This window comes from Promicromonospora sp. NPDC059942 (genome assembly GCF_042731755.1).
Taxonomy (GTDB): domain Bacteria; phylum Actinomycetota; class Actinomycetes; order Actinomycetales; family Cellulomonadaceae; genus Promicromonospora.
This window is the reverse complement of sequence record NZ_JBHWLR010000005.1, coordinates 242,216-260,300: the sequence shown is the minus strand read 5'-3', so window position 1 is coordinate 260,300 and position 18,085 is coordinate 242,216. Positions and strand designations below refer to the sequence as shown.

The window sequence follows — 18,085 nt, the reverse complement described above, 5'->3', positions numbered from 1 at the left end:
GCTCAGCGGCCCTCGGCGCGCTCCAGCTCCCGGGCCAGGTCGAGCATCTCGCGGCCGAGGGCGTCCAGCCGCTCGCGGAGGCTCGTGGTGCCGACCGGCGCGGCGGGGGCGGGGGCGCCGGTCCCGGCCAGCCCAGCGGCGTCGGGCTCGCGGATCACGTTGATGTCGAAGACGACCCGGTCCGCGCGGTGCCAGGTGCGGAACACCTCGACGGGCCGGGCGGCCTCGTCGGTGCTGGTGCCCTCGAGCAGCAGCACGGGCGCCCCGGCGGGGACCTGGAGCAGCTCCGCCGTCTCGCCGTCGGCGCTCACGGCCCGCACCTGCCGCTTGCCCGCGACGACGTGCGTGCCGAACCGGCGCTGGATCGTGGCGTGCAGCGACGTGTCGGTCAGCTCCTCGGCGGTCAGGTCGCCGAGCTCCTCGGGCAGCCAGGTCTCGATGAGGGCGAGCGGCTCGCCCCCGGCGCTGCGCAGGCGCCGCAGGCGCAGCACCCGGTCGGAGGCGAGGGCCCCGGTCGCCTCAGAGACCGGCTCCAGCCCGAGCTCCAGGATGCGCGTGGTGACGTGCACGCCCTCGCCCTCGACCTGGGTCGACAGGCCCGGCACGCGCTGCACCAGGCGGTGCAGCTCGCCGCGCTCCCGGACGGTCGTGCCCCGGCCCCGCCGGCGCTCCACGAGCCCCTCCTGCTCCAGCGCCGCCAGGGCCTGGCGGACCACGGAGCGGGAGACGCCGTAGCGTTCCTGCAGCTCGGCCTCGGTGGGCACCTGCGCGCCGGGCGCGAGCGTGCGCCCCAGGATCTGTGCGCGCAGCTCGCTGCCGATGCGCCGGTGGAGCGGCTGGCCGTCGGGTGCGGGGCGGGCCACGGTCAGCTCGCCGCGCTCGGGGCGCCCTGCTGCGCCGTCCGCCAGACGTGGTCCCAGCCGGGCGCGAGGCCGGCCGCCCGCTCGATCGCGAGCACGAGGCTGGCCTCCCGGGCGATGCCCTGGCCGGCGATGTCGAACGCGGTGCCGTGGTCCACCGAGACGCGCACCACGGGCAGCCCCACGGTGATGTTCACGCCGTCGTCGCCGTACACGGCCTTGAACGGGGCGTGGCCCTGGTCGTGGTAGCAGGCCACGACCATGTTCCACCTCCCCTTGACCGCGGCCGGGATGAGGGCGTCGGCAGGCAGCGGGCCGTGGGCGTTGAGGCCGCGGGCGCGTGCCGCCTCGACCGCGGGGGCCAGGATGTCGGCGTCCTCGTCGCCGAACAGGCGGTTCTCGCCGGCGTGCGGGTTCAGGCCCGCGAGCCCGATGGCCTCGTCCGGGCGGCCCAGCGCCGCCGTGAACGCGCCGGCCAGGTCGAGCACGTCGCGGGTGCGCTCCGGCGTGATGTCCTCGATGGCCTGGCGCAGCGAGACGTGCGTGGTCAGGTGGAAGAAGTACAGGTCGCCCGCCGACAGCACGAGGCTGAAGTTCTTGACCCCGAACTCGTGGGCCAGCAGCTCCGTGTGCCCGGGCCACCGGTGCCCGCCCGCGTGCATCGCGGCCTTGTTCAGCGGGGGCGTGACGATGCCGTCCACCAGCCCCTCCCGGGCCAGCCGGCAGGCCTCGACCACGAACCGGTAGGCGCCGTCGCCGGCCGCCGCGCTGATCTCGCCGATCGGCACGTCCGCCAGCGACGGGCCGGTCTGGAGCAGCTCGATCGTGCCCGGGGTGTTGGTGGCCTCGGCCGGGGTCGCGATCACGCGGACCCGCTCCGGGTCGCCGCCGACGGCGGAGACGGCGCGGCGCAGCGCGCCGGCGTCGCCCACGACCACGGGCACGCACAGGGCGCGCAGGTCGTCGTGGCCGAGCAGGGCCTTGGCCGTGATCTCCGGGCCGATGCCTGCGACGTCGCCGAGCGTGACGGCGAGGGTGGGGATGCTCAAGGGTTTACCTCCTGGTGCGAAGAGTACGATCTCAGGCTTTCGAGCACGTCGACGACGGTCCGGCGGGTGCCGAACCCGCCCGCCTTGGTGACGACGACGGTGCCGTGCGCCGGCCCGCCCTCCAGCCGGCCGAGCGGCACGCCCTCGGCCACGGCGCCGGACACCCGCACGCTGCGGGCCCCGAGCCGGGCGAGCACGGCGCGGGCGCCGTCGCCCCCGACGAGGACGACGGCGTGGGGGCGGGTCCGCTCCGTGACGGCGGCGACCAGGTCGGCCAGCTCGGCCGCCGCGCGGGCGGCCCGCTCCCGCCCGGTGCCGGCTGGCCCCGTGGGCTCGGGGGTGCGGACGAGCACGGTCGCGGGCACGTCCGCGCCCAGCGCCCGCGCGGCCGTCTCGTCCGGTCCGGCCCCGGCCTCCGGGGTGACCAGCAGCGTCCCGGGCTCGGCGCGCAGGAGCTCCTCGGCCTGCCCGCGGGAGACCGCGTTCAGCGAGCTCAGCACCACGAGCGTGCGCCCGACGGCGAGCCGGGGCTGGTCCGGCGCGGCGCGGTCGCCGCCCCAGCGCGGGGCCAGCGCCGCCGCGAGCCCGGCGGAGCCGACCGGGACGGCGCGGGCACCGAGCAGCACGACGGCGTCGGCGAGGCGCTCCAGCCCGGCGTCGTCCAGGGCGTCGACCACGATGACGTCCGCGGCCGCGCCCGCCTCGGCGAGGCGGTCCGCGAGGGCCGCGGCGTCGCCGTCGGCGGGCACCCGGACGGCGCCCGGCAGCAGCGCGGTCAGGTCGCTCGTGCGGACCGGGGTGACGGGGTCGTGCCCGGCGGCCGTCGCCGCGACCGGCACGCCGCCGACCAGGAGCACGCCCTCGCCGACCGTCCGCCCCAGCGCGGGGTAGCTCGGGCAGACCACGGCGAACGCGCCGGGGACCCGCTCGCGCCAGGCGGTCAGGGCCCCGGTGACCTGGGCCGCGACGCTGCCGCGCATCGTCGAGTCGATCTTGACGTAGAGCCGCCCGGCGCCGGACAGGGCCCGCACGGCGGCCGCGGTGGCGGCCGCCGCGGGGGCGTCGTCCTGGGCCCGCGCGTCGGTGACGACGGCGACCGCCGCCCGCTCGCCGGAGGGCAGGTCCCGGCCGAGGGCCAGGTGGCTGGTCCAGCCGGCACGGGCGAACTGCACCACGCAGTCCCCGGCCCCGGTCAGGTCGTCCGCGACGACCCCGACGGTGTGCTCGCTCATGCGGTGCCGCGCCCCTCGACGGCCGGTGCCTCGGCGGCGGACCCGGCGCCGTCGTCCTCCGCGGCGGGCGCGAGGCCGCCCTGGCGCTTCAGGACGATCGTGGCCAGGAGCGGCGCCAGGACGGCGCTGACCAGCACCGCCGAGGCGACCTGCGCGGTGGCGACCGCGACGTACGGCTCGAACGTGGGGTCCACCCCGCCGATGATCGCAGGCGTGGCGACGGCGTTGCCCGCCGTGGTCGCGGCGGCGATCGCGATGCCCGACTTCATGCCGCGTCGCAGGATGAAGCGGTAGCCCGAGTAGGTCAGGGCGGCGGTCAGCAGGACGGCGAAGACGCCGACGAGGAGGCCGCTCGCGCCGCCGGTCACGACGTCGCGCAGGTTGATCCCCGTGCCGAGCGCGAACGCGAAGAACGGGATGACGATGTTCGGCACAGGCCGCATGATCTCCGTCCAGCGCGGGTCGAGGTTGCCCACCACGAAGCCCAGCACCAGCGGGATCACCGCCGCGAGGAATGCCGTCAGCGGGATGTCGGCCAGGCCCGAGGCGCCGAGGAACAGCATCGAGATGAACGGGCCGTCGTTCAGGGCCGAGGCCATGTATGCGCCGCGGTCGCGCTCGTCACCGTACTTGCCGGTGAAGGCGAGCCAGAGGCCGCCGTTGCTGTTGTCGATGGTGGCCATGAGGGCCAGGATCGAGACCCCCAGGAACCCCTCGATCCCGAAGATGCTGCCCGCCAGCGCGACCAGCCCGGCGGGGATCAGGGACTTCGTCAGCAGCAGCGTCCCGGTGGCGGCGAGCACCGGCCCCGACGTCCGCGCCGTGATCTGCATGCCGGTCGCGAAGATGAGCACGGCGATGAGCGGCAGCGCCGAGTCCTTGAACAGGGCGGTGGTGAACGAGCCCAGCTCCAGGAAGCCGGGGAAGAACGTCCCGACCACCGAGCCGAGGACCAGCGGCACGAGCATGAGCCCGCCCGGGATCTTGTTCATCCAGTCGTAGAGGGGCACGGTCGACCTCGGTGTCAGTCCGGCATCCATGGCGGAACCTCTCGTTGTGCGCGACCGGCGATGGTCGCAATTGTCAGGACAAGAAAGTACGGACAAAGTACGGGACGGGACGGGCGGCGGGCAAGTCCCCTGCACACAGGCCCCCGCGCGCGCAGGATTCACCCGGCGCTTAGCGTTTCCGGGTGACCGACGTGTGGACGTGGCCGGCCCGGATCGGCGTGCTCATCGGGACTGCCCTCTTCGTGGCCCTCCTGATCCCGATCCTCGTGATCCAGGTGCGCCGGTACGGCGTCATCAGCCCCGCCCGGCTGCTCGGCGCGGCGGCGCTCGCGGTCTACGGCACCGCGCTGGTGGCGTACACCCTGCTCCCGCTGCCGTCGGGCGACCTCGCCGCCTGGTGCGCCCAGTACGGGTACGACGGCGCGCAGCTCAAGCCGCTGCAGATCGTCGCCGACATCCGCGAGCGCACCGCCGGCCTGTCCCTGGGCGCCGCGGTGCGGGACATCTCCGTGCTCCAGGGCGTGTTCAACGTGGTGCTGTTCGTGCCGTGGGGCGTGCTGGTGCGCCGGTACCTGGGCTGGGGGCTGCTCGCGTCCGCGGCGTCGGCGCTCGGGGCGTCGCTGCTGATCGAGGTCACGCAGCTGACCGGCATCTTCGGGCTGATCCCGTGCTCGTACCGGCTGGCCGACGTCGACGACCTGCTCACCAACACGTTCGGCGGGGTGCTCGGCGCGCTGGTCGCGCCGTGGGTGCTGCGCTGGATGCCCGGCGCCCGGACCTTGGCGGCGGGCCGGGGGACGCCGCGGCCGGTGACCCTGTGGCGGCGCTGGTTCGGCATGGCCGTGGACTACCTTGCCTATACCGCCCTGGGCGGCGTGCTCGCCCTGACCCTGGGGCTGGGGTACTACCTCGTGACGGGTCGCGCCCCGGCGGACTCCCTGGCGGTCTGGCTGGGCACCAGCGTCCTGGCGTGGGTCGTCGTGTTCGTGCTGCCCCTGGTCACGGGCGCGGGGGAGTCGCTGGGGCAGCGCACGGTGTGGCTCGCCGTCGTGCCGCCCGACGGCGGGGCGCGCCTCGCGCCGTGGGCCCGCCTGCGACGCGGGCTGGCCGGGGGAGCGCTGTGGGGCCTGCTCCAGGCGCTGGGTGACGCGGCGACCATGTTCGACGTCGGCGCGCTCGCGCCTGCCCAGGGCCTGGCGGCCACGGTGGCGACCGTGCTGGTGCTGTCCACCCTGTTCACGCGGGGGCGGCGCGGGCTCTCCGGGAAGGCGGCCCCGTACCTCCTGGTCGACGCGCGGTCCCTCGCGCCCGAGGGTCAGCCGCGGGCGCGGGGGTCCCGGCCGAGCAGGTGACGCAGCGCCGGCTCCAGCGTGGGGTGCCGGAACCGGTGGCCCAGCGCGAGCAGCACCTCGGGCGAGACGCGCTGGCTCGCCTGCGCCAGCTCGTCCGCGCCCTCCTGGCCCAGGAGCAGCCGGGGCCCCAGGTCGGGCACCGGAAGGACGGCGGGACGGCGCAGGACGCCAGCCAGTGTGGCGGTGTAGGCGGCGTTGCGCACTGGGGTGGGCGCGACGGCGTTGACCGGCCCGGACAGGCGCTCGTCGTACAGCGCGCGGTGGTAGACGTCCACCAGGTCGTCGATGCCGATCCAGGACTGCCACATCTGCCCGTCGCCCAGCCGGCCGCCCAGGCCCGCGGCGAACAGGGGGTAGAACAGGCGCAGCGTGCCGCCGCGTGGTGACTGCACCAGGCCGGTGCGCACGTTCACCACCCGCAGGCCGTCCGCGGCCGAGGTCGCCTGCTCCCAGTCGTCGACGACGTCGGCGAGGAACCCGTCGCCGCGCTCGCTCGTCTCGGTGAGCACCTCGTCGCCCCGGTCCGGGCCGTAGAACCCGATCGCCGACGCGCTGACGAAGACCCGCGGCCCGTCGGCGGTGCGGCCGGCGAGCGCGGCGAGCGCCGTCGTCGGCTCGATGCGGGAGCCGCGGACCGCCGCGCGGTGCGCGTCGGTGAACCGGCCCGCGATGGATGCCCCGGCGAGGTGGATGACGGCGTCGACGCCCCGCAGTAGGTCGTCGGCGGGCGCCTGCGGGTCCCAGCGCCGCTCGTCGGGGCCGTGCGGCGCGCCGCGCACGAGCCGGATCACGCGGTGACCCGCCGTGGTCAGGAAGGGCACCAGGGCGCTGCCGACCAGCCCGCGGCTGCCGCTGACCGCGACGACCTTGGGCCAGTCGCCGGCGTTGCGGGCGGACGCCTGGGCCGCGAGGTCCAGGCCGAGCTGGCGGTGCCGGTAGGCGAACATCGGCCGCAGCACCGCCTCGGGCACTCGGGTCTCGACCGTGTCGGTGACCCGGGTGCCGCCGCCCTCGTCGTGGAACTCGTGGGTGTGCCGCCACGGCACCACCCAGCGCAGCGGCGCGGAGACCAGCTCGTCCACGAACCGCTCCGGCGGCTCGTAGCCGCTGTGCCGGGCCACCCACCGCAGGCCCACCGGCAGCCGCAGCACGGCCGCCCCGCCCGCGAGCGTGGACGCCTCGCGGACCACGTGCAGGGGCGACCACGGCGGGGTGAGCCGCATGATCGCGCCGGGTCGCTCGTGCCAGGCGAACACCTCGGGGCGCGGGTGCCCCACGACGCTCGAGTACGTCAGACCCATGGTTCCCCCTACAGGTAGCCGGCCGCGGTCGCGATGAGGAGGATCGTCACCGCGGCGCCCGCGGCGTAGTTGACCCACAGGAAGTGCCGCCAGCCGCCGTTCGCCCGCGCGGAGTCCGCGTCGCTCACGCCCGCGTACGGCGCCGCGAGCACGAGGTAGGGGACGGCGAGCAGGCCCAGGAGCGCGGTGGGCCACCCGGTCGTGAGCATCAGCAGGCCCGCGACGACCCACGCGCCCAGCGCGAGCCGCACGGTGGTGGCCGCGCCGAACGCCGTCGCGATCGAGGAGATGCGGCCCTCGCGGTCGGGGACGACGTCCTGCACCGCGCCGAAGGCGTGGCTGGCCATGCCCCACAGCAGGAACGCGCCGAGCACCGCGAACGTCTGCGGCGTCGGGTCGGCCTGGGCCAGCGCCAGCCCGTAGACCGCCGGGCTCACGAAGTGCACGCTGGACGTCAGGGAGTCCAGCACCGGCACCTCCTTGAACCGGAACGGCGGCGCGGAGTAGGCGACCAGCGCGAACAGGCTGACCGCGAGCACCGCCCACGACGCCGGCGGGCCGAGCACCACGAGCACGGCGACGAACGGCACGCAGGTCGCCAGGGAGGCGACGAGGATCGGCCGGTGCCGCCGGGGTGCCAGCAGCGCGCCCTCGACGCCGCCCTTGCGGGGGTTGGTCAGGTCGGACGCGTAGTCGAACACGTCGTTGATCCCGTACAGCGCCAGGTTGTAGGGCACCAGGAAGAACAGGGTGCCCACGACCAGTGCGACATCGACCGTGCCCGTGGTCAGCAGGTACGCGGCGGCGAACGGGTAGGCCGTGTTGATCCAGCTCAGGGGGCGCGACGCGCGCACCAGGTCAGCGAGCACGTCGACTCCCGAACAGGGTCCAGAGGGCGGGCAGCAGGATGACACCCGCCAGCGGGTAGGCGAAGTCCTCGATCGGCGCGAGCCCGATCCGGACCCCGGAGATGTGCGCGTCGGCGTACGTGAACAGGCCGGTCGCGATCATCACGTTGTCGAAGACGGCGGTGAGCACCAGCAGGGCGACGGCGGCCAGGACGATCGGGCGCCAGCCGATGGGGCGCGTCCCGGCCAGGCGTGCGCGCAGGGCGGCGATGACCGCGACCGCCACGGCCACCGCGAGGAAGGCGCGCGCGAGGATCAGGTAGGTCATCGCAGCACGTCCTCCCGGAGACGAGCCCGGTCGCGGGCCCGGATGCGGGCCCGGACTCGGGCCCGGCGCAGCACCCGCTGGGCACCGAGGACGAGCACCATCGTGAGCTCGCAGAGGAACGCCAGGAACACGATCTCCTCCATCGGCAGCTCGGGGGCGAGCATGAGCCCGGTCATGTACGGGCCGGCGCCGTGCAGGAAGATGCCGAGCCCGATGCCCGCCAGGTCCCACACGAGGAAGAACGCGGTACCGGTGACGAGCACGGCGGCGGCCCGGACGGGGGAGTCCCAGAGGAAGAGCCGGAACCGCCGGTCGAGGAGCAGGACGCCGGCGGCCGAGAACAGCAGCACGGCGAGGTAGACGAAGCTCATGACTCCTCCCGCAGCGGCCCGGCGCTGGTGTCGCCCCGGAGCCGCTTGACCACCAGCTCCGCGCTGATGAGGCACATGGGCAGGCCGATCCCGGGGATCGTCGTCGCCCCCGCGTACAGCAGGCCCGAGACACGCGATGACGCGTTGGACCCGCGGAACATCGCGCTCTGCCGCAGGGTGTGGCCCGGGCCGAGCGCGCCGCCGCGCCAGGCGCCGAGGTCGCGCTCGAAGTCCGCGGGCCCGATCGTGCGCCGCACGACGACGCGCTCGGCGAGGTCGGGGGTGTCGGTCCACTTGGCGATCTGCGCGATCGCGTCGTCCACGACCTGTTCGACGCCGAAGGCCCCGGCGCCGTCGATCCCGCCCGCGCCGATCGAGGTGTCGGCCGGCACGGGGACGAGCACGAACAGGTTCTCGTGCCCGGGCGGCGCCACGGCGTCCGTGGCGCTGGGCTTGCAGACGTACAGCGACGTCGGCGTCCGCACGGACGGGTTGGCGCCGTAGATGGCGTCGAACCCCTCCTGCCAGTCGCGGGCGAACAGCAGCGAGTGGTGGGCCAGCCTGGGGAGCTCGCCGCGCACGCCCAGCAGCGCCAGCACGGCACCCGGCCCGGGGTCGCGGCGCTTCCACCAGCGGTCGTTCTTGCTGCGGTGTCGCGGCCCGAGCAGCTCGTGCTCGGTGACGCGCAGGTCCGCGGTCGAGACCACGACGTCGGCGTCCAGGTGGCGGGTGCGGCCGTCCGGGCCGGTGACGTCGACGCCGGTCGCGACGCCGTCGGACACCGTGATGCGCCGCACCCGCTGGCCGGTCAGGAGCCGGGCGCCCTGGCGCTCGGCGAGGCGGGCGACCGCGTTGATCACCGCGCCGAACCCGCCGCGCGGGTACAGCACGCCCTGGGTCACGTCGAGGTGGCTCATCAGGTGGTACATGCTCGGCGCGGCGCTCGGCGACGTGCCGAGGAAGACCGCAGGGTAGCCGAGGATCCGCCGCACCCGCTCGTCCGTGGTGTGCCGGGAGATGAAGTGGTCCAGGGACTCGCCCAGCAGGCGCAGCAGCCGCGGGGCGCGCCGCACGACGTCCGGCGCGAGCAGGGGCTTGGGGGAGGCGAACGTGGCGTACAGGAACCGCTCGGTGGCGATCCGGTACGTCTCGGCGGCCGAGTCCAGGTACGCGTCCAGCTGCGGGGCCGACGCCGGGTCGAGCGCGAGCAGGGCCTCGCGCGCGCCGTCGGCGGGCAGGTCGAAGGGCTCGGAGTCGTCCTCGAAGAACACCCGGTAGGACGGGTCGAGGTGGATCAGGTCCAGCTCGTCGGCGGCGCTCGTGCCCAGGAGGCGGAAGAAGTGCTCGAAGACCTCGGGCATGAGGTACCAGGACGGGCCGGTGTCGAACACGAACCCGTCGCGGTGCCAGCGCCCCGCGCGTCCGCCGAGCTCGTACCGGGCCTCGAGCAGGGTGACCGACGCGCCCTCGCGGGCCAGCAGGGCAGCGGTCGCCAGACCCGAGATGCCGCCGCCGATCACGACCACGCGCCGTCCGGGCTGTCCGTCGTTCATGCCGCCCATCGCCTGCCCGTCCGGGTGCCCGCGAGCGTGGCCACGACGATGCGCATCTTGACGCCGGTCGGCACCGAGACCCGACGGACGTGCAGCTGCGCCGCGGGCATGGTGCGCAGCCGGTCGTTGAGCTCGGAGAACAGGCCCGCCGCCAGCGCCGTCGCGCGCCGCGGCCCGACCGGCAGCAGCGGGAGCACGGCGCGCGCGGCGGCCAGGTCGGCGTCGATGTCGGCCACGACGGCGGCCTTGCGGTCCTCGTCGAGCACCTCGGGACCGGCGCCCGGGAAGTAGGTGCGGCCCAGCCGCTCCTGGTCGTCGCCGAGGTCGCGCAGGAAGTTGATCTTCTGGAACGCCGCGCCGAGCCGGCGGGCGCCCTCCTCCAGCCGGCCGCGGACGCCGGGCGGTACGGGGTGGCCGTCCAGGAACGCGCGCAGGCACATCAGGCCCACCACCTCGGCGGAGCCGTGCACGTAGGAGCGGTACTCGTCGTCGCCGAGGGCGACGACGGGGTCGAGGTCGCGGCGCATGGACGCGAAGAACGGGCGCACCAGCGTCTCGTCGATGCCGACGGCGCGCGCCGTGGTGCCGAAGGCGTGCACCACCATGTTGGTGCTGAACCCGCGGCGCAGCGTCAGGTACGTCTCCTCCTCCAGCGCGTCCAGGGCCGCGCGCCGCTCGGCGTGCGCCAGCCCGGCCTCCTGCGCCGGACCGTCGACGATCTCGTCGGCCACACGCACCAGCGCGTAGATGTCCTCGATCATGCCGCGCGTCGCGGGCGGAAGCAGGCGCGTGGCCAGGCTGAACGACGTCGAGTAGGCGCCGATCACCTGGGCGGCGGCCGCGTGGGCGGTGTGCGAGTACAGGGCCAGCGAGGACGACGGGATCACGACTCACGCTCCGCGAGCCGCAGCGCGAGCCCGGTCAGCTCCCGCTTGAGCACGGTGGGCAGCCCCGACCGCTCGACCATCGCGACGGCGGCCCGCCGCTTGGCGTCGATGAGATCCGCCACCGCCGCGCGGGCGCCGCTGGCGACCAGGGCGGCGCGCAGCAGGTCGGCGTCGGCGTCGTCCAGCTCGGGACGGCCCCACAGGTGCCGCACCGCCATCCACTCCGGGTGCCCCTCGGCGCAGGCGACCAGCAGGGTGCGCTTGCCCTCGCGCAGGTCGCCGGTGGTGCTCTTGCCGGTGCGGTGCGGGTCGCCGAACACGCCGAGCATGTCGTCGCGCACCTGGTAGAGCATGCCCAGGGCGATGCCGACCTGTTCGAGCTCGGCCGAGGCCTGCGGGCCGGCACCGGCCAGGGCGCCGCCGGCCCGCAGGGGTCCCGCGAAGGAGTAGCTGCCGGTCTTGTTGGCCATCATCCGCAGCACCCGGTCGGGGGTGGCCGGGGCGGTGCCCAGGCCGAACCCGACGTCGTCGTGCTCGCCGGCGGCGGCGCGGAACAGGCTCTCGGCGATGATGTCGGTCAGCTCGGCCCGGCCGTCGGACTTGATCCGCCCCACCAGGGCGTACGCAGAGCTGAGCAGCAGGTCGCCGCCGAGGATGCCCGAGGCCGTGCCCCAGGCCGTCGCGGCCTCCGTGGACAGCCCGTTCTGGGTCGCGTCCCCGGCGAACTCGGCCGCCAGGTTGGGGCGCCCGCGCCGCGTGAGGTCGCGGTCGAGGATGTCGTCGTGCAGCAGCAGCGCGGTGTGCACCAGCTCGAACGCGGCGGCCGCGACGGCGGCGTCGTGCGGGTGCGGGCCGCCGAACGCGGCGTGCGCGTCGAGCAGGAGACGGGGGCGCAGGCGCTTGCCGCCCTCGCTCGACCGGGCCAGCCGGCGCCACAGCAGCGCGTAGTGCTCCGCGAGCGGAGTCGCACGCCGGACGTGTTCGGCGAAGAAGTCGGCGAGCACCACGTCGACGGCGTCGTGGGTCAGCATCTCGGTCATGGCCACGACACGTCTCGGGCGGACCGCACGGCCAGGGCGGCGTACAGCGGCATCTCGTCGGCCTGCTCCACGAACCAGGGCGAGAACGCCCACGGCGTGGCGCGCAGGGCCTGGCCGAGCGCGCCGCCGTCGACCCACCTGGCCTCCATGGCCTCGTAGGGGTTGACCTGCGGCTCGTCCTCGGTGACCGCGACGTAGACCGGGCACAGCTCGTTCTCCACGATCCCGCTGGCGTCCACGGCGCGGTACCGGAAGCGCGGCAGCTCCACGCGGAGCTCGCGCAGGCTCAGGCCGAGCTCGTCCTGCGCGCGGCGCAGCACGGCCTCCTCGCCCTGCTCGCCCGGCTGGGGGTGGCCGCAGAAGGAGTTGGTCCACACCCCCGGCCAGGTCTGCTTGTGCAGGGAGCGCCGCGTGACCAGCACCTCACCCGCCGGGTTGAGCACGTGGCACGAGAACGCCAGGTGGAGCGGCGTGTGCTCGGAGTGCACGGCACTCTTGAGCTCTGACCCGACGGGAGTCCCGTCGTCGTCGAGCAGGACCACTCTCTCGGTCGTCACTGTGACCCCTTCGGTGATTTTGCTAGCCTGGCTATATTCAAGCACAGGAAGCAGTTTTTCTCACTGCCGATACCGGACAGATCGCACGGGGTCTTGAGCGAGTGGCGGGGAAGCCCGCGCGACCTGCACGTTCGGCTATGCTCCCGGCCAATGCCTGTGCGTAGCGCAGAGGCCGTCGCACCCGCCTGCAGAGCGGGACACGCCGGTTCGAATCCGGCCGCCGGGCAGGTCGGCCCTCGTAGCGCAGAGGCAGACGCGCCTGTTTCGCAAGCAGGAACACGCCGGTTCGAATCCGGCCGGGGCCACGTGAGTATCCAGACGGACGCGACGCCGGTGGAGGCAGGTTCGTCCGACGACGCGACGCTGCTCGACGAGGTCGTCGAGCGGCTGCGCGCCATGCCCGCCGACGACCCCGTGCGGCTCCGGGCAGAGCGTGTGGCGGAGTCGTTCGCCCGGGACGGGCGCGTCCAGCGGCGTCGGGGTCGCCGGGACGAAGGCCGCCGCGCGGATCGGCTCGCGCTCGCGGGGACGGCGACGGGTGCCGTCGAGCGGCGTCAGGACGCTCCGCTCGGCGTCCCGTCCGGCGCGACAGCCACGCTGAGCCGCTCGCGTCGCTGCTACGTGTGCAAGGACCTCTACCAGGACCTCGACGACTTCTACCACCAGCTCTGCCCCACCTGCGCGGACCTGAACCAGGAGCGCCGTCACGCGCGGACGGACCTGCGCGGACGCCGTGCGCTGATCACCGGAGGCCGGGTCAAGATCGGTTTCCAGCTGGCGCTGATGATGCTGCGCGACGGCGCGGAGGTGCTGGTCACGACCAGGTTCCCCGCCGACACGCTGCGGCGCTTTCGCGCGGTGCCGGGAAGCGGCGAATGGCTCGACCGCCTCGCCGTGGTCGCCGTCGACCTGCGCGACCCGCGCCAGATCTTGGCGATGTGTGACGAGCTGCTCGACGGCGAGCCGCTCGACATCCTGGTCAACAACGCCGCCCAGACGCTACGTCGGCCGGCCGGGTCCTATGCCGCTCTCGTCAGCGGCGAGCGCGTGAGGGCGCCGGGCCGGATCCTGCGAGCGCCTGGATTCAGCACCGCAGCCGCGATCGAGACCAGCCCGGGGGCGCAGCTCACGGCGCTCGCCGCCGGGGGAGCCGATCTCGTCGAGGCCGCTGCGTCGCCGTCGGGCACCGTGGACGAAGCCGGTCTGCTGCCGGACCTGGCCCCGGCGAACTCCTGGACGGCGAGCCTGGGCGACCTTGACCCGGCCGAGGTGCTGGAGGTGCAGCTGGTCAACGCCGTGGCGCCCGCGCTGTTGTGCGACCGCCTGCTGCCTGCTCTGCTCGCCGCGCCGGTCGAGCGCCGGTACGTCGTGAACGTGACGGCCGTGGAGGGCCGGTTCGCGGTGCGGAACAAGACCGATCGGCACCCGCACACGAACATGGCGAAGGCGGCGCTGAACATGCTCACTCGCACGTCCGGCCCCGCGCTGGCCGCGCAGGGTGTCTACATGACGGCGGTCGACACGGGCTGGATCACGGACGAGAACCCGCTGCCGACGCGGGACCGGCTCGCTGACCGGGGGTTTCGCACCCCGCTCGACGTGATCGACGGTGCTGCTCGTGTGTACGACCCGATCGTGCGAGGCGAGGCGGGGGAACCGCTCGCCGGGGTGTTTCTCAAGGACTACAAGGAGGCGTCATGGTGACACGCGCGGGCGCCGGTCTCGGGGCGGACCTCGAACCGCTGCTGACCTGGCTGCGTACGGGCGAACCGGTGCGGCACCGGACGGACTTCCCGACCGGGACGGCGCTGCCGGACGGCCGGCTGGATCTGTGCAAGCAGGCACTGGGGCCGGACGGTGGCGCGCGGGTGGCACAGGAGCTGCGTCCGGGGGCGGTGCGGCACGCACTGCTCGGGACCGACGGGCTCGGTGATCCGGGGGCGCTCGCGGTGACCGAGGGCGCGAGGCGCGCGGGCGTCGAGACGCTCTATCTGGGGTGCAACGGCATCACCGCGGGTGGGGCGTGCTCGATCGCCGAGCGGCTCGCCGGTTCACCGCACGCGGTGCGTAGTGTGTGGCTCAAGCGGAACCCGCTCGGCAGGGACGCCGGCAGGTCCGGTGCCGCGCTGGTGGAAGCGGTACGTGACCTGCGCACGCTCGACCTGGTCCAGACCGCACTGGACGGGCCAGGGAGCGCTGTCCTCGCAGACGCCCTGATCGCTGCCTCGGCGAGCGGTCGACGTGTGGTCCGCGCGTATGTCGGCGGCAACGAGCTCGGTCCCGGGGGTGCGGCGTCGTTCGCGAGGGTGGTGGCAGCCGGTGCGCTGAGCGAGCTGTACATCTCCGCGGCCGGTCTCGGCGACGGCGGCGCCCGAGCCCTCGCCGAGGCGCTGGCCGGCGCTCCTCATGGCGCGCTCACTCGACTGTCCGTGGCCAGCAACGGAATCGGTCCCGCCGCGGCGGCGAGGCTCACGGCCGCCGCGGTGGGCGCCGGGGTCGAGGTGCTGGACCTCGGCAGGGTCCGTGCTGCCGGGGCGCTCGGAGCGTCGGACAACCGGATCGACGGTGAGGCGGCGGACACGATCGCCGCCGCGCTGTCAGACGGGCCGCACCGGCTCGGGCACCTGGTGCTGTCGTACACCGGGCTCGGCAGTCGCGAAGCGCTCCGGCTCGTTGGTGGGGCGGAGCGGGCGGTCACAGCGACACGGTTCGTGCTCGGCAAGGGCGTCGCCACGACGGTCCGCCGTCGGCTCGACGCGCTCGCAGGGGCCCGGCCCATGGCGCCGTCTGTGCCGGAGGACGTTGCCGCCATTCGGAGCGTCTACCGGACCAGGACCCCGTGAAGCCCGCTGCCGGAGCTGCCGGACGCCGTCGGCGGGGCTGACGTGTCGAGGCGGACGCGACGACTGGTCGTATCGAGATTCGTCATGCAATGCAAGGGTAATGACTTCACAATCCGAGTTTTGCCAGAGATCGCCTCTGCCCCTACGGTCCCCGCCATGGTGTCTATGGTGAAGACCTTGGTGAAGTTGACTTGGCGGTACTGGGGACTGGCCGCACTGGTTGTTGCGGCGGTGGGGTGGTTGACCCACGACCTTGGGTTCGGCGCGATCGCGGGGTTCTCGTCCCTTGCGCTCCTGTGGCTGCTCGTCCAAGCACCGAACCCGTGCGGCGCGCCCGTCCGTGCCGCGGGCAAGACCTGCCGCAACAACGCGCGCGGCGTCTTGCGGGGTTGTCACCTGCAGCAGCATAAGTGGCAGCGATTCCGAACCCTCTTCGTGCACCCGCGTCTGCGGGAGTGCCTCAGGCAGTTGTTTCCGGCCAACAGCGCGACAACAGGTCTCGCCAGCCTCGGAGCCATCGTCGCGTTGATATCGACGATCATCAGCGCCGTGCTGTCCCTCATGCCTGCCAGTGCTTGATCGGACGCCATCCCGCGAGCCCGGCGTCGTAGGGTCAGGCGAATGACTCCTACGCGCACGGGTGACGGGTACGCGGGCGACGACTTCTACTGCGACGTCGCGATACCCCGCACCGCGCAGCTCCAGGTGGAGCACGACGACGAGTGGGTCCTCGCGTTCCACCACACCAGGCCGTTCTGGGCGAACCACATCGTGGTCGTGCCCAAGAAGCACATCGCGTCACTGACGTCGGTCACGGCCGAGGACGAGGAGTGGATGCGGCGGCTGTTCGTCGTCGTCCAGACCCTGGCCGGCGTGCTCGAACGGCGCGACGGGGCGGCGGCCGTGCTGACCAATCTCGGGGCGTTCCAGGACTCCAAGCACCTGCACGTGCACATCCACAACGGCCGCCGGCTGCGGGACTGACCCGGTGCTTCCCGGGATCCGGCATAGGGTGCCGCGGTGGACATCGCTCTGACCGTCCGAGGCGCCGTCGACGACGCCGCGCTCTCAGCCCTGCACGCCCGCGCGTTCGAGAGCCCGTCGGAGGCGGTGACGCCGTGGACCGGGCGACTGACTCGGCACAGCCTCACCTGGGTCACGGCGTCCGACCCCGCGGGGAACCTCGTTGGGTTCGTCAACGTGATCGGTGACGGCGGGGTGCACGCGGTGCTGCTCGACACCGTCGTCGACCCCGACCACCAGGGGCAGGGCATCGGGCGAGCGCTGGTCGCTGCGGCCGCCGAGGCCGCGCGCGACCACGGCTGCGAGTGGCTGCACGTCGACTTCGAGGCGGACCGATCGCGGTTCTACCTCGAAGCCTGCGGCTTCCGGACGACGGCCGCCGGACTGCTGCAGCTCACGTAGGCCCCTGGGCGGCCATCAGCGGTTCTCCTGGATCATCGTGTCCGAGGCGTGGATGCACATCATGCGCAGCGTCCCGGTCCCGGTGTTGGTGAAGCCGTGCCAGACGTCGGGCTGGACGACGGCGGTGTCGCCGGCCCGGGCGACGACCGTCTCGTCGCCGATGGTGATCGTGGCCTCGCCCTCCAGGACGGACCAGGTCTCGCTGTACGGGTGGCGGTGCAGCCCGGGCCCCTGGCCGGGGTCGTTGGTGACGAGGAAGAACGAGATGCCCGAACCGTGGTCGCGGCCCTCGTAGCGCAGGGTGCGCGAGCCGGGGATGCGGATGGTGTCGGCGGAGACCGTCGTGGTCATGTCTGCTCCTGGTGAGGCTTCGGAGCCGGCCCGTGCGGCCGGCGTGTTCCCAGCCTCATGGGGGCGGCGACGGCGCACTACGGTTTCGACGTGCATCGAAACATGGTGGAGTTCCGGCTCGCGCCCGACGACATCTCGGCGATCCGGTTCGGCGTCTCGCCCGGTCACGAGCTCGCCCATGCCGTGCGGGTGCTCGTGCAGCCGAGCTACCACCCGCTCCAGTGGGGCTGGCTGCGCCGCGCGCGCACCCAGGTTCCGCAGCGCGCGTTCGACCTGATGCGGCTACTCGTCGGCCCAGACGGGTACATGCCGGACTTCCTCACCTCGACGCCCGGCTGGGACCTGAGCCCCGACGAGGAGCTGGCCCGCCTGCGCGCGGCCGACCTCGCGCCCCTCCGCGTCGACCTCCTCAAGCGCGTCGACCGGACGAACGGGACCGAGCGGCGCCTGCTGCGGGCCCTCGCGGACGATCCCGAACACGCCCGCTCAGCCGCCGCCGAGGCCTGGGAACAGTGCTGGGACAGCCTGCTCGCCCCGTTCTGGCCGCAGCTGGGAAGGATCCTGCGGGCCGACGTCGGGGTGCGCTCCCGGCGCGCGACGACGGATGGCCTCGGCGCGATGGTCGAGACCCTGCACGAGGCAGTGGGCTGGGCCCCGCACGCCGTCCGGGTACGGCTGCGCCTGCACGGCGAGGTCCTCGACTGCGCGGGCAGCGGCCTCGTGCTGGTGCCGTCGGTCATGGCACCTCGGTGCTCCGTCGTCACCGAGCCGCCGGCCCAGCCCACCTTGTTCTACCCGGCGCTCGGCGTCTCCGAGCGCTGGGCCGATGACGGTCCCGGCACCGCCGAGGCGCTCGCCCGACTGCTCGGCGCCGGCCGGGCGGGAGTGCTGCTCGCCCTGGTGTCGCCGCTGTCGACGAGCGAGGTCGCCGCCGCCTGCGGGCTCGCCGTCTCGACGGCGTCGCACCACCTGGCGCTGCTGAGCGGCGCCCGCCTGGTCGACGCCCGCCGCGACGGCGCGCGCGTCCTGCACGTCCGGACGCCGCTGGGGGAGGCGCTGGTCGGGGGCTGACGGCAGA

General features: G+C 74.1%; 20 protein-coding genes and 2 tRNA genes. 9 read left to right on the top strand and 13 right to left on the bottom strand.

Annotation, left to right across the window (positions count from 1 at the left end; translation table 11 throughout):
- Window positions 1-2: 2 nt before the first annotated feature.
- The 4 genes from ACFV9Q_RS10540 to ACFV9Q_RS10525 are packed head-to-tail and all read right to left on the bottom strand — an operon-like array spanning window position 3 to window position 4,181.
- A complete protein-coding gene (locus ACFV9Q_RS10540) occupies window positions 3-863 on the bottom strand; it encodes a GntR family transcriptional regulator (protein ID WP_377234370.1) in 861 nt (286 codons plus the stop codon).
- A 2-nt stretch (window positions 864-865) separates the two neighbouring features.
- On the bottom strand, window positions 866-1,909 hold the full coding sequence (pdxA, locus tag ACFV9Q_RS10535; RefSeq protein ID WP_377234369.1) for a 4-hydroxythreonine-4-phosphate dehydrogenase PdxA: 1,044 nt from the start codon (window positions 1,907-1,909) through the stop codon (window positions 866-868).
- Window positions 1,906-3,141 carry a four-carbon acid sugar kinase family protein gene (locus ACFV9Q_RS10530; RefSeq protein ID WP_377234368.1) on the bottom strand — a complete coding sequence of 412 codons (1,236 nt, stop codon included), beginning with the start codon at window positions 3,139-3,141 and terminating at the stop codon, window positions 1,906-1,908. Before ACFV9Q_RS10530 ends, pdxA begins: the two co-directional genes overlap by 4 nt.
- On the bottom strand, window positions 3,138-4,181 hold the full coding sequence (locus ACFV9Q_RS10525; RefSeq protein ID WP_377234367.1) for a 2-keto-3-deoxygluconate permease: 1,044 nt from the start codon (window positions 4,179-4,181) through the stop codon (window positions 3,138-3,140). Before ACFV9Q_RS10525 ends, ACFV9Q_RS10530 begins: the two co-directional genes overlap by 4 nt.
- 152 nt (window positions 4,182-4,333) lie before the next feature.
- Here ACFV9Q_RS10525 and ACFV9Q_RS10520 point away from each other — a divergent pair, with 152 nt between their 5' ends.
- Window positions 4,334-5,503: a VanZ family protein gene (locus tag ACFV9Q_RS10520; protein ID WP_377234366.1), complete on the top strand. Its 1,170-nt coding sequence runs from the start codon at window positions 4,334-4,336 to the stop codon at window positions 5,501-5,503.
- Here ACFV9Q_RS10520 and ACFV9Q_RS10515 read toward each other — a convergent pair.
- Genes ACFV9Q_RS10515 through idi form a run of 8 tightly spaced genes read right to left on the bottom strand, consistent with a single transcriptional unit; the run spans window position 5,467 to window position 12,388 of the window.
- On the bottom strand, window positions 5,467-6,804 hold the full coding sequence (locus ACFV9Q_RS10515; RefSeq protein WP_377234365.1) for a TIGR01777 family oxidoreductase: 1,338 nt from the start codon (window positions 6,802-6,804) through the stop codon (window positions 5,467-5,469). The two genes, ACFV9Q_RS10520 and ACFV9Q_RS10515, sit on opposite strands and share 37 nt — an antisense overlap.
- A gap of 8 nt (window positions 6,805-6,812) precedes the next feature.
- Window positions 6,813-7,673, bottom strand: a complete 861-nt coding sequence (locus ACFV9Q_RS10510; protein WP_377227680.1) for a prenyltransferase — start codon at window positions 7,671-7,673, stop codon at window positions 6,813-6,815.
- Complete coding sequence (locus ACFV9Q_RS10505) at window positions 7,663-7,980, bottom strand: lycopene cyclase domain-containing protein (RefSeq protein ID WP_377234364.1); 318 nt, start codon at window positions 7,978-7,980, stop codon at window positions 7,663-7,665. Before ACFV9Q_RS10505 ends, ACFV9Q_RS10510 begins: the two co-directional genes overlap by 11 nt.
- The gene (locus ACFV9Q_RS10500) at window positions 7,977-8,351 is read right to left on the bottom strand and encodes a lycopene cyclase domain-containing protein (protein WP_377234363.1); all 375 of its coding nucleotides are present in this window, start codon (window positions 8,349-8,351) and stop codon (window positions 7,977-7,979) included. The genes ACFV9Q_RS10505 and ACFV9Q_RS10500 overlap by 4 nt, the downstream gene beginning before the upstream one ends.
- Window positions 8,348-9,913, bottom strand: a complete 1,566-nt coding sequence (gene crtI / locus ACFV9Q_RS10495; protein ID WP_377234362.1) for a phytoene desaturase family protein — start codon at window positions 9,911-9,913, stop codon at window positions 8,348-8,350. The genes ACFV9Q_RS10500 and crtI overlap by 4 nt, the downstream gene beginning before the upstream one ends.
- Window positions 9,901-10,791 carry a phytoene/squalene synthase family protein gene (locus ACFV9Q_RS10490; RefSeq protein WP_377234361.1) on the bottom strand — a complete coding sequence of 297 codons (891 nt, stop codon included), beginning with the start codon at window positions 10,789-10,791 and terminating at the stop codon, window positions 9,901-9,903. Before ACFV9Q_RS10490 ends, crtI begins: the two co-directional genes overlap by 13 nt.
- Window positions 10,788-11,831, bottom strand: coding sequence for a polyprenyl synthetase family protein (locus ACFV9Q_RS10485; RefSeq protein ID WP_377234360.1), 1,044 nt, complete (start codon window positions 11,829-11,831; stop codon window positions 10,788-10,790). Before ACFV9Q_RS10485 ends, ACFV9Q_RS10490 begins: the two co-directional genes overlap by 4 nt.
- Window positions 11,828-12,388, bottom strand: a complete 561-nt coding sequence (idi, locus tag ACFV9Q_RS10480; protein ID WP_377227674.1) for an isopentenyl-diphosphate Delta-isomerase — start codon at window positions 12,386-12,388, stop codon at window positions 11,828-11,830. The genes ACFV9Q_RS10485 and idi overlap by 4 nt, the downstream gene beginning before the upstream one ends.
- Before the next feature lie 152 nt (window positions 12,389-12,540).
- Between idi and ACFV9Q_RS10475 the strand changes: the two genes are divergently transcribed.
- The 7 genes from ACFV9Q_RS10475 to ACFV9Q_RS10445 all read left to right on the top strand — a co-directional run bounded on the left by ACFV9Q_RS10475 (window position 12,541) and on the right by ACFV9Q_RS10445 (window position 16,656).
- Window positions 12,541-12,615 (top strand) — tRNA-Cys (locus ACFV9Q_RS10475).
- Between the two features lie 4 nt (window positions 12,616-12,619).
- Window positions 12,620-12,693: transfer RNA gene (locus ACFV9Q_RS10470), tRNA-Ala, on the top strand.
- A 1-nt stretch (window position 12,694) separates the two neighbouring features.
- Entirely contained in the window at window positions 12,695-14,092 is a 1,398-nt protein-coding gene (locus ACFV9Q_RS10465; protein ID WP_377234359.1) for an SDR family NAD(P)-dependent oxidoreductase, read from the top strand.
- Window positions 14,086-15,231, top strand: a complete 1,146-nt coding sequence (locus ACFV9Q_RS10460; RefSeq protein ID WP_377234358.1) for a hypothetical protein — start codon at window positions 14,086-14,088, stop codon at window positions 15,229-15,231. Before ACFV9Q_RS10465 ends, ACFV9Q_RS10460 begins: the two co-directional genes overlap by 7 nt.
- A 156-nt stretch (window positions 15,232-15,387) precedes the next feature.
- Window positions 15,388-15,810, top strand: coding sequence for a hypothetical protein (locus ACFV9Q_RS10455; protein ID WP_377234357.1), 423 nt, complete (start codon window positions 15,388-15,390; stop codon window positions 15,808-15,810).
- 42 nt (window positions 15,811-15,852) lie between these two features.
- Entirely contained in the window at window positions 15,853-16,215 is a 363-nt protein-coding gene (locus tag ACFV9Q_RS10450; RefSeq protein ID WP_377234356.1) for an HIT domain-containing protein, read from the top strand.
- Window positions 16,216-16,251: 36 nt separating this feature from the next.
- Window positions 16,252-16,656, top strand: coding sequence for a GNAT family N-acetyltransferase (locus ACFV9Q_RS10445; protein WP_377234355.1), 405 nt, complete (start codon window positions 16,252-16,254; stop codon window positions 16,654-16,656).
- Between the two features lie 15 nt (window positions 16,657-16,671).
- On the opposite strand, the gene ACFV9Q_RS10440 is transcribed toward ACFV9Q_RS10445, so the two are convergent.
- Window positions 16,672-17,007, bottom strand: a complete 336-nt coding sequence (locus ACFV9Q_RS10440) for a cupin domain-containing protein (RefSeq protein WP_377227667.1) — start codon at window positions 17,005-17,007, stop codon at window positions 16,672-16,674.
- 90 nt (window positions 17,008-17,097) lie between these two features.
- On the opposite strand from ACFV9Q_RS10440, the gene ACFV9Q_RS10435 reads away from it, so the two are divergent.
- Entirely contained in the window at window positions 17,098-18,078 is a 981-nt protein-coding gene (locus ACFV9Q_RS10435) for a DUF5937 family protein (protein WP_377234354.1), read from the top strand.
- Window positions 18,079-18,085 lie beyond the last annotated feature (7 nt).